This window comes from Lacinutrix sp. (genome assembly GCF_023299985.1).
In the GTDB taxonomy this organism is placed as follows: Bacteria; Bacteroidota; Bacteroidia; order Flavobacteriales; family Flavobacteriaceae; genus Lacinutrix.
This window is the reverse complement of record NZ_JALZVX010000164.1, coordinates 1-11307: the sequence shown is the minus strand read 5'-3', so window position 1 is coordinate 11307 and position 11307 is coordinate 1. Positions and strand designations below refer to the sequence as shown.

Annotated in this window: 8 protein-coding genes; 2 read left to right on the top strand and 6 right to left on the bottom strand. The window is 33.4% G+C overall.

All coding sequences use genetic code 11. The features are described from left to right. Both gltB and Q0C58_RS09040 read left to right on the top strand, forming a co-directional pair. The coding region (gltB, locus tag Q0C58_RS09045) for a glutamate synthase large subunit (RefSeq protein ID WP_290700341.1) at window positions 1–2961 on the top strand (2961 nt) is incomplete at its 5' end. Window positions 2962–2964: 3 nt separating this feature from the next. Beyond that, window positions 2965–4431, top strand: coding sequence for a glutamate synthase subunit beta (locus tag Q0C58_RS09040; RefSeq protein WP_290700339.1), 1467 nt, complete (start codon window positions 2965–2967; stop codon window positions 4429–4431). Window positions 4432–4445: 14 nt separating this feature from the next. Here the strand turns inward: Q0C58_RS09040 and Q0C58_RS09035 are convergent, their stop codons facing one another. From Q0C58_RS09035 to Q0C58_RS09010, 6 genes are all read right to left on the bottom strand, one after another. Then, a complete protein-coding gene (locus Q0C58_RS09035) occupies window positions 4446–5624 on the bottom strand; it encodes a hypothetical protein (protein WP_290700337.1) in 1179 nt (392 codons plus the stop codon). Window positions 5625–5709: 85 nt separating this feature from the next. Continuing rightward, window positions 5710–6507, bottom strand: a complete 798-nt coding sequence (gene proC, locus Q0C58_RS09030; RefSeq protein WP_290700335.1) for a pyrroline-5-carboxylate reductase — start codon at window positions 6505–6507, stop codon at window positions 5710–5712. 268 nt (window positions 6508–6775) lie between these two features. After that, window positions 6776–8044 (bottom strand): threonine ammonia-lyase IlvA, encoded by a 1269-nt coding sequence (ilvA, locus tag Q0C58_RS09025; protein WP_290700332.1) that lies wholly within the window; start codon window positions 8042–8044, stop codon window positions 6776–6778. A gap of 93 nt (window positions 8045–8137) precedes the next feature. Beyond that, on the bottom strand, window positions 8138–9640 hold the full coding sequence (ilvC, locus tag Q0C58_RS09020; RefSeq protein ID WP_290700329.1) for a ketol-acid reductoisomerase: 1503 nt from the start codon (window positions 9638–9640) through the stop codon (window positions 8138–8140). A gap of 14 nt (window positions 9641–9654) precedes the next feature. Next, window positions 9655–10182, bottom strand: a complete 528-nt coding sequence (gene ilvN, locus Q0C58_RS09015; protein ID WP_290700326.1) for an acetolactate synthase small subunit — start codon at window positions 10180–10182, stop codon at window positions 9655–9657. An 18-nt stretch (window positions 10183–10200) separates the two neighbouring features. Further along, on the bottom strand, window positions 10201–11307 hold a 1107-nt coding region (locus Q0C58_RS09010; protein WP_290700323.1), incomplete at its 5' end, for a thiamine pyrophosphate-dependent enzyme.

Here is an 11307-nt window from a genome sequence, read left to right as displayed (position 1 = left end):
AAACAATTATTCGCACAAGTTACCAATCCGCCTTTAGATGGTATTCGCGAAGAACTAATTACAGATATTAGTTTAACTTTAGGAAGCGATGTTAATATATTCGATATCAATGCAGAACATTGCAAAAAGCTAAAAATCCAAAATCCAGTAATTTCAAAGCACGATTTAGATAAGATTAGAGATTACGATACTAATCCAGATTTTAAAGTGGAATCCATTTCTATGTTATATGAAGTAAATCGTGGATTAAACGAATTAGAAGTTGCACTTGAAAACTTAGTCACCAAAGCATCAAAAGCAATTGATAATGGTGCTAATATTATTATACTTTCAGATCGCTTTGTAGATGAAAATCATGCACCAATTCCTGCATTATTAGCCTGCTCCTATTTAAATCATGCCTTACATAAATTAGAAAAACGTTCAAGAATTAGTTTAATTATTGAATCTGCAGAACCTCGAGAAGTACACCATTTTTCCTTATTATTCGGTTTTGGAGCAAGCGCTGTAAATCCATATATAGTAAACGAGATTGTACAAAAACAAATAAATGATTCGGATGTTACCGATTTAGAATATCTCGCAGCTATTAAAAATTATAATAAAGCCGTTGGAAAAGGTATTTTAAAAGTGATGAACAAAATCGGGATTTCAACATTAAATTCTTATCGTGGTTCGCAACTTTTTGAATGTATAGGAATCAATACCAAAACAGTTGAAAAGTACTTTCCAAACACACCAACACGTATTCAAGGTATTGGTTTAAGAGAAATTGAAAAAGAAATAGTAAAACGTCATAAAAAGGCGTTTAAAACAAATAATAACAACGTAGATATTGAAGTTGGAGGCGATTACAGATGGCGACGTGGTCAAGAAAAGCACATGTTTAATCCGTTAACAGTTGCTAAACTTCAAGAGTCTGTTAGAACCAATAAAGCTTCAACTTTTAAAGAATTTTCAGATTTAGTAAACAACCAATCTGAGCAATTAATGACCATTCGTGGTTTGTTTGAATTCGATCAATTCGATCCCATTCCTTTAGAAGAAGTAGAACCTTGGACAGAGATTGTAAAACGATTTAAAACTGGAGCGATGTCTTATGGCTCAATAAGTAAAGAAGCACATGAAAACTTAGCAGTTGCCATGAATAGAATTGGAGGGAAATCTAATTCTGGAGAAGGAGGAGAAGACCAAGAACGTTTTTACAAAAACTCTCAAGGCGATTGGAAAAACTCTGCAATAAAACAAGTTGCTTCTGGTCGTTTTGGAGTGACTTCTAACTATTTAACGAGCGCAAGTGAAATTCAAATAAAAATAGCACAAGGTGCAAAACCTGGTGAAGGAGGACAATTACCTGGACCAAAAGTGAATCCTGAAATTGCAAAAACAAGAAAATCAACACCTTATGTAGGCTTAATTTCGCCACCACCACATCACGATATTTATTCTATTGAAGATTTATCACAATTAATTTACGATGTAAAATCAGCAAATAGAGAAGCACGAATTAATGTAAAATTAGTTTCAGAAATTGGCGTAGGCACTGTAGCAGCAGGAGTTGCAAAAGCAAAAGCAGATGTAGTTTTAATAGCAGGTTTTGATGGAGGAACAGGTGCAACACCTTTAACATCTCAAAAACATTGTGGTTTACCATGGGAACTTGGAGTTGCGGAAGCACAGCAAACTTTAGTGATGAACGACCTGAGAAACAGAATCGTTTTAGAATGCGATGGACAATTAAAAACTGGTCGCGATGTTGCTATTGCTTGTTTATTAGGAGCAGAAGAATTTGGTTTTGCCACAGCACCTTTGGTAGCTTCAGGATGTATTATGATGCGTGTTTGCCATTTAAATACCTGTCCAGTTGGTATTGCAACACAAAATCCCGAGTTGCGTAAAAAGTTTAAAGGCAAGCCAGAACACGTGGTTAACTACATGTATTTTGTAGCGCAAGAATTACGCGAGATAATGGCTAAACTTGGTTTTAGAACCGTTAATGAAATGGTTGGGCAAGTTCAGAAATTAAATAGAAATAAAGCGATAGAACATTATAAAGCTTCAGGAATAGACTTAACTCCTATTCTTCATAAAGTGGATGTTGCAGATGATGTAAAATTATATAATACTGAAAAGCAAGATCATAATTTAGAAACACATTTAGATTTCAAGATTATTAAGCAGGCACATCAAGCGTTATTCCGAAGACAAAAAACAAATTTAAAATTACCAATTACTAATATAGATCGTGCAGTTGGTGCGATTGTAAGTAACGAAATTTCTAAAATCTATGGAGCAGACGGTTTACCAGAAAACACTATAAATATCGATTTTAGTGGTTCTGCAGGACAAAGTTTTGGCGCATTTGCTACCAAAGGATTAACTTTTACTGTACATGGAAACACAAATGATTACTTAGGAAAAGGATTGTCTGGCGCAAAACTAATAATAAAAGTACCAGAAAAATGTACCATTGTTCCTGAAGATAATATTATTACAGGAAACGTAACATTATATGGCGCAACGTCTGGAGACGTTTATATAAACGGAAAAGCTGGCGAACGTTTTTGTGTAAGAAATTCTGGAGCAAAAGCTGTTGTAGAAGGCATTGGAGATCATGGTTGCGAATACATGACTGGCGGAATTGCAGTAATTCTTGGAGAAGTAGGTCGAAATTTTGGAGCAGGAATGAGTGGAGGAGTTGCTTATGTTTTAGATGAAAAAGGAACGTTTAAAAAGAATTGTAATTCAGACGATTTAAATATTGACCCAATTGATAATGTGAACGATGAATTACAATTAGAACAACTTATTCAAAATCATTTTGAAACTACAGAAAGTCCAATAGCAAGACGCATTTTAGATGACTGGAAAACATACCTTCCTAAGTTTAAAAAAGTGTTACCAGAAGAATACAGACAAGCCTTAGTGAGATTAGAACAAGAACAATTAGAAATAGCTTAGATTATGGGAAAGACAACAGGATTTTTAGAATATAAGCGTCAAGACGAAAGTTATATTGCGCCAGAAAAACGCATCGATAACTATAAGGAATTTACAATTCCGTTAGAAGAAGAAAAACTGAAAAATCAAGGTGCACGTTGTATGGATTGCGGTATTCCGTTTTGCCATAGTGGTTGTCCGCTTGGAAATTTTATTCCAGATTTTAACGATAAAGTTTATAAAGGCAAGTGGAAAGAAGCTGCCGAAATTTTACATAAAACCAACAACTTTCCAGAGTTTACAGGAAGATTATGTCCAGCACCTTGCGAAGAAGCATGTGTTTTAGGCATTAATGAAGATCCAGTAACTATAGAGAATATTGAAAAAAACATAGTAGAAAAAGCCTTTGAAGAAGGTTGGATTACTGCCAATCCACCACAAACAAGAACAGAGAAAACAGTAGCCATTATTGGTTCTGGTCCTGCAGGTTTAGCGGCTGCACAACAATTAAATCGTGCAGGACATACTGTTACAGTTTTTGAGCGTGATAAAAAAGTTGGTGGCTTATTACGCTATGGCATTCCAGATTTTAAAATGGAGAAAAACGTAATTGATAGACGTATTGCTGTTTTAGAAGCAGAAGGTATTATTATTAAAACCAATGCACACGTTGGTGTTAACATCGACGCTAATAAATTAAAAGAAGATTTTGATGCCATTGTATTATGTGGAGGAGCAACTGTTAAGCGAAGCATTCCAATTCCTGGTTCAGATTTAAAAGGTGTCACGCAAGCGATGGATTTTTTGAAGCTGAACAACCAATATGTTGATGGATTAGAAAAATTTGAAAACGTTATTTCTGCACAAAATAAAAACGTTATCGTTATTGGTGGTGGAGACACAGGAAGTGATTGTATTGGAACCTCTAATCGTCATGGTGCAAAATCGGTTACAAATTTTGAAATACTAAGTAAACCTTCAGAAGGTCGTCCAGCGCATCAACCTTGGCCTTATTGGCCTATGAAATTAAAGACAACGTCGTCTCATAAGGAAGGTGTAGAACGCTTTTTTAGTGTATCAACCAAAGAGTTTATAGGAGACTCAAAAGGAAACTTAACAGGTTTAAAAACAGTTGAAGTAGAATGGATTTTTGAAGCAGGAGAACGACCTCAACTTTTAGAAGTGGAAGGCACAGAAAAAAAATGGGAATGCGACTTAGCATTATTAGCTTTAGGTTTTACAGGAGCCGAAAAAACCTTGGCAGACCAATTTGGTTTAAATATAGATTTTAGAACCAATATAGAAGCGACAACTAAAGATTACGCAACTAACGTTTCTGGTGTTTTTGCAGCAGGAGATATGCGTCGTGGACAATCGTTAATTGTTTGGGCAATTTCTGAAGGAAGACAAGCAGCGCATCATGTAGATGCTTATTTAATGGGAGCATCTCATTTACCTTTGAAAGATGATAGTGATTTGCCTAGAGTTTGATTATTTATCTAGTTTTATAAAAATTTATATCCCACACTAACAGACAAACGTGTTATATCAATTCGAGGCTCCACACCTCGGTTAGTAACTGAATTTATAGGTTCTACATTTAAAAAATTCCCATACTCCAATATTATAAATATGTTTTGCGGTGTAGCAATTTTTAAACCAAAATTAAGAGATTTAAAACTCTCACTAAAAACTTCTGTAAAATACACTAAACTTTGGTCTTCTCTAGAAGTAACATTTACTCTATTGTAAGATGAAGAAAACATTTGCTCAAAGGAAACAAAAGGTGATATAGATATTTTATTTAGATGAATATTACGTTGATAACCAAAATAAAACGAATAAAGATTAAGCTCTGTTTTGGTATCTACTTCTATTCTTTGAAATTGAGACTCCGGATTTGCTGCAGATACTCCATCAGCATCTAACCCTGTATAATAATTAAAACCACCAAATAGAGTGTGGTTGTTTTTAACTGGATCTATATTTACTAATGCTTGTACTCCTATTTTATAGTTGGTTGTGTTTGCTTCTTCAATAGCATATAATGGGCCTGAGAAATTATTAAACACAATTCCTGCATATATACCTAAACTTAAAGCTTTCACTTCTTCCTCTTGAACTAATAAAGATGAGTTACTTTGGTTTTCAGTATAATACTTTTTTAATTCTTTCTGATTGTAGTTTAATGAAATGTAATTTGATGTGTTATTTTGCTGTGGATTCAAATTTTCAAATAGCCACTCTTTATAATATTCGTCATCTTTATTTTCTGCATTTTTACCTAACTTTATGTAATCGCCATTAAATCCATCTACAAAAGTTTTTTCTCCTAGGCTGTTGATGTACTTATAAAGAACGTGCTCACCATCAAGTAACTTTCTTAATAAAACAGGCTTGATCTTGTCTACACCATTAACCAAGGCACTAACTATAATAATATTTCTATTATGAGATTCTATTTTAGATATATTACTTGCAGAGATACTTAATTTATCAAAATTGTTTGGACTGGAATAGATATTAAGACTTCCTTTATTGTCCACTAAATAACTTCTCACTTTATAAAAAACATCTTGTACCTCGCCATTAGTTTTGGTAAGTATTGCTTTTTTAAAATTGGAAGTTTGACTTTGAACTGAAAAGCAAAAAGATAGAGCAAGAATAAGTAAAAATTGTTTCATGATTGGTTAGTTTTGATATTGATTATAGGATATATACTACAAAAGTAATCATATTTATAGTGGTAATCAAAAAAAAAAAAAAACTCTAAGTCCTATCCTTTATCCCATCAATCTTCTCAAAAGAAGCAACCATTCCACGAATAAGTGAAGAACTTAATCCTTGGTGTTCCATTTCGTTTAAACCTTCAATAGTACAACCTTTTGGTGTTGTTACCTTATCAATTTCTTCTTCTGGATGATTACCTGTTGTAATTAATAAATTGGCTGCACCTTCTGCAGTGAACATTGCTAATTCTTGAGCTTCTTTAGCATCAAAACCAAGTTGAATTGCTGCTTGTGTTGTTGCTCTAATCATTCGCATCCAAAAGGCTATTCCGCTTGCGCAAACCACTGTTGCTGCTTGCATTTGCTTTTCTGGAATAACTAAGGTTCTTCCTAAGGTATCGAATATTTTTCTGGCAATATTAAGTTTTAAAATTGCTTTTTCATTACTACAAATACACGTCATAGATTTTCCAACTGCAATGGCAGTATTAGGCATTGCACGAATAACTGAATATTTGTCGCCAATAACTGCTTCTATTTTTTCAATTGAAAAACCTGTAATAGTAGAAATTAATGTATGTCTTGATTCTATATATTGCTTGTTCTTACGCAAAACAGCAGATAAATGATTAGGCTGAACAGCGAAAATAATAATATCTGAATTCTCAATCGCTAAGCCGTTATCACTTGTAATCACTACTTTTTTGTTGGCTTTTAAACCTTCTAACTGATTAACGTGTCGCTTAGTTAAATATAAAGACGTTGCCATTTCGTTTTTTAACAAACCTTTTGCTATGGACATACCTAAGTTTCCTGCTCCTATTATTGCTATTTTCATTTGTTTGTTTTATTATTTTTTAAAGGTCAAATGTGTTCGCATTAAAAATGTTTGGTTCATGGTGTTTCTGCGAAAGCAAGAATCTCATCCTACTTTCTAATATTTTATTGTTTTTTTCATTCCTGAAACATAGCGAAACTTTTAAGTCATCTAAATTACAATTATTGACTTAAATTTTTGAGTTTGTTGGAATTTTATTGACTTTTTGATACAATTCTCTTGTATCTAATCGGTAGAAGTAGCAGTACAATTAAAGATTAAATACTATTTACACCAAAAACTGAAACAGATCTGGCTTATCATTTAAATAATCACCATAAAAATTATGTAGTTTCATTTTAGTAATTAACGACTCTAAGTCATCTGGAGATTTTAGTTCGATACCTACAACAGCGACATCATTTTCTCGATTGGCTTTTTTAGTATATTCAAAGTGTGTAATATCATCCGTTGGACCTAAAATATCTACTACAAAATCTCTTAAGGCTCCAGTACGTTGAGGAAATTTTATAATGAAATAATGCTTAAGGTTCGCGTATAATAATGCACGTTCTTTAATTTCTGCAGTACGTGTAATATCATTATTACTTCCACTAATTACGCAAACCACATTTTTTCCTTTTATTTCTTCGGAAAACTGATCTAGAGCAGACAAGCTTAAAGCACCTGCTGGTTCAACGATAATTGCATCTTTATTATATAAATCTAAAATAGTCTGACAAATTTTACCTTCATCAACCTCAACAACACGATGTAATGTCTCTTTACAAATTGCAAAATTTAAATCGCCAACACGTTTAACAGCTGCTCCATCTACGAAATTATCTATTGATTTTAACTCAATATTTTGGTTGTTTCTTATGGACGTTAACATAGAAGCTGCGCCTTTAGGTTCAACGCTAATAATACGTGTTTGAGGTGATAATAATTTAAAAACAGATGATAATCCAGCTGCAAGTCCTCCTCCTCCAACCGCAAGAAAAACATAATTAATAGGATGTTCTTGAGCTTGATTTATAATTTCTAAACCTACGGTTGCTTGACCTTCAATAACTTTTTTATCATTAAAAGGATGAATAAAAGTTTTGTTTAGACGCTCACATTCTGTTTTTGCAGCATGATACGCATCGTCAAAAGTATCACCAACCAAAACAATTTCTATATAATCTTCACCAAACATTTCTACCTGCTCAATTTTTTGTTTAGGTGTTGGTGCAGGCATAAAAATAGTGCCTTTTATTTTAAGTAGTTTACAGGATAATGCAAAACCTTGCGCGTGATTTCCGGCACTTGCACAGACAATTTCATTTTCAATTTGATTTTCGGTTAATGACGAAATCTTATTGTATGCACCACGAATTTTATAAGATCGAACCTCTTGTAAGTCTTCTCTCTTAAAATAAATGTTTGCACCATATTGCTTAGAATACCTCGCATTTTTAATTAAAGGCGTCACAGATGCAATTCCTTTTAATTTTTCTGCAGCAGCTTCAATAGCTTCAAGTGTTGGTCTATATGTTGTTTTTGTGTCTTCCATAATTCCTGCGAAGGCAGGAATCTTATTCTCCTGTCTTCAAATCTTTCTTTAATACCTACATGATTTTTGAAACCTTGCAGGAATATGTTTGCGTTATGCTAAAACAGAATCCGTAGTCTCAACATCAGATTTTATAACCTTCATTGCTGTCATTGCTGTTCTTAATCTTTGACCAACAGCTTCTATTGGATGATTTCTTATCGCATCATTAATTTCAATTAATTCTAAATTATCGACAGCATTTGTTGTTGAAAATGGTTTGCCAATTAATGAAGTATTAACCGTTTTCATAAAATCGGTTAATAAAGGTTTGCAAGCATGATCGAATAAATAGCAACCGTATTCTGCAGTGTCAGAAATTACACGATTCATCTCAAACAACTTCTTTCTAGCAATTGTATTTGCAATTAATGGTAATTCATGTAAAGATTCGTAGTAAGCAGAATCTTCAATAATTCCTGCGCTCACCATAGTTTCGAAGGCTAATTCTACTCCAGATTTTACAAAAGCAACTAACAATACACCATGATCAAAATATTCTTGTTCAGAAATATGATCTGACGTTAACGCAGTTTTTTCAAATGCTGTTTCTCCAGTTGCAGCTCTCCATTTTAGCAAATTCACATCATCATTTGCCCAATCTTCCATCATTGTTTTTGAAAAATGACCAGAAATAATATCATCCATATGTTTCTCAAAAAGTGGACGCATAATATCTTTTAGTTCTTCGGAAAGTTGATGTGCTTTAATCTTTGCAGGATTAGATAAACGATCCATCATGTTAGTTATTCCTCCATGTTTCAATGCTTCAGTAATTGTTTCCCAACCATACTGAATCAATTTTGCAGCATAACTAGCATCGATACCTTCTTCAACCATTTTATCGAATGATAAGATTGCTCCTGTTTGAAGTAAACCACATAAAATAGTTTGCTCTCCCATTAAATCACTCTTTACTTCAGCTATAAAAGAAGATTCTAAAACACCTGCTTTATGCCCACCAGTTGCAGCTGCATAAGCTTTTGCTTGAGCCCAACCTTTTCCTTCTGGATCATTTTCTGGATGTACAGCAGTTAATGTTGGCACTCCAAATCCACGTTTATACTCTTCACGAACTTCTGTTCCTGGACATTTTGGAGCAACCATAATTACTGTTAAATCCTCACGAATTTTTGTACCTTCTTCAACAATATTAAAACCATGAGAATAACTTAATGTTGCTCCTTTCTTCATTAATGGCATTACCGTTTTTACAACATTAGTATGTTGCTTATCTGGTGTTAAATTAAGCACTAAATCTGCAGTTGGTATTAACTCGTTATAAGTACCAACAGTAAAACCATTAGAGGTTGCGTTTTTATAAGACTCTCTTTTTTGATCAATAGCAACTTGACGCAACGTGTATGAAATATCCAATCCTGAATCTCTCATATTTAAACCTTGATTTAAACCTTGTGCACCACAACCTATAATTACAATTTTTTTACCTTTTAAAGCATTTACACCATCTTCAAATTCTGAAGCATCCATAAAACGACATTGTCCTAACTGCTCTAATTGTGCTCTTAATGGTAATGTGTTAAAATAATTTGACATTTTTTTATTCTATTTTAATGTTGCAATTCAGCAAGCATTGTTGATATTTTCATTTCATCTTTTGTCACTGCAATACGTCCAGAACGTGTATATTGCATAATCCCAAAAGCATTTAATTCTCTATATAATAAATCTATTTCTTCTTTTCTTCCAGACTTTTCAATAACAAAAAACGCTTTATTTACAGTCACTATTCTAGCATTGCTTTCTTTAATAATGTTTTGAATTTGACGTTCATTAAAAAGTAAATCAGATTTCATTTTAAAAATGCAAGATTCTTGATAAATTGTTTCCTCTTCGGTATGGTAAAAAGCTTTAATAACTTCAACTTGCTTCTCAATCTGACCGATGATTTTTTTCATTTTTTCTTCGGAAAGATCAACAACCATAGTCCATTTGGTTACATTTTCAATTTCAGAAATAGAAGAATTAATACTCTCTACATTAATATGTCTTCTTTGGAAAATTGCCGAAATACGGTTTAGTAATCCAATGTTGTTTTCAGTGTAGATTGATACTGTATATGTTACTTGTGTACTCATGTTTTTACTTTTCGCTGTTTATTCTAATCTCATATCTGATACACTTGCTCCTGTAGGAATCATTGGAAAAACATTACCTTCCTTTTCCACTCTAACTTCTAAAAAGTATGGACCATCACTTGCTATCATTTCTTTAACAGCAGCTTTTAAATCTGTTCTTGTAGATACTTTCTTTGCTTCAATAAAGTATCCCTTGGCAATCGCTACAAAATCTGGATTTACCATTTCCGTAGAGGCATAACGTTTATTAAAAAACAGCTGTTGCCATTGTCTCACCATACCTAAGAATTCATTGTTTAAGACTACGATTTTTACAGGTATTTTCTGCTGAAAAATAGTACCTAATTCTTGTATTGTCATTTGGTAACCACCATCTCCAATTATCGCAACAACTTCACGATCTGGCGCTCCCATTTTTGCTCCAATTGCTGCTGGTAACGCAAAGCCCATTGTGCCTAAACCACCAGAAGTAATATTACTTTTGGTCTGGTTGAAATCTGCATAACGACAAGCAATCATTTGGTGTTGACCAACATCACTCACAATGGCAGCTTCACCTTTGGTTTGACTGTTGATTTCTTTTAACACCTCTGCCATGGTTAAACCTTTTTTTGTAGGATGCAAGTCACCTTTAATGACTTTTTCGTATTCAATTTTGTATAAATCTTTGAATTCTTGATGCCAATCTGTATGTGTGTTTTTATTCAGTAATGGTAACAATGAAGCCAATGTGACTTTAGAATCTCCTAATACTGCAACATCGGTTTTTACGTTTTTATCAATTTCAGCAGAATCAATATCAAAATGAATGATTTTGGCTTGCTTTGCATATTTATCTAAATTTCCTGTGACACGATCATCAAATCGCATGCCTATTGCTATTAATACATCACACTGATTTGTTAATACATTTGGCGCATAATTTCCATGCATACCAACCATACCAACGTTTAATGGATGTGTTGATGGTATTGCAGATACTCCCAAAATAGTCCATGCAGAGGGAATTCCAGCCTTTTCAATCACTGCTTTAAACTCTTCTTCGGCTTGACCTAAAATCACGCCTTGTCCCCAAACTATTAATGGTTTTTTAGCATTATTTATTAATTGAGCTGCTGCTTTTAA

Bases quoted from the DNA above. Each gene is read 5' to 3' on its own strand.
- Q0C58_RS09040 (WP_290700339.1), top strand. From the start codon at position 2,965: ATGGGAAAGACAACAGGATTTTTAGAATATAAGCGTCAAGACGAAAGT.
- Q0C58_RS09035 (WP_290700337.1), bottom strand. From the start codon at position 5,624: ATGAAACAATTTTTACTTATTCTTGCTCTATCTTTTTGCTTTTCAGTT.
- proC (WP_290700335.1), bottom strand. From the start codon at position 6,507: ATGAAAATAGCAATAATAGGAGCAGGAAACTTAGGTATGTCCATAGCA.
- ilvA (WP_290700332.1), bottom strand. From the start codon at position 8,044: ATGGAAGACACAAAAACAACATATAGACCAACACTTGAAGCTATTGAA.
- ilvC (WP_290700329.1), bottom strand. From the start codon at position 9,640: ATGTCAAATTATTTTAACACATTACCATTAAGAGCACAATTAGAGCAG.
- ilvN (WP_290700326.1), bottom strand. From the start codon at position 10,182: ATGAGTACACAAGTAACATATACAGTATCAATCTACACTGAAAACAAC.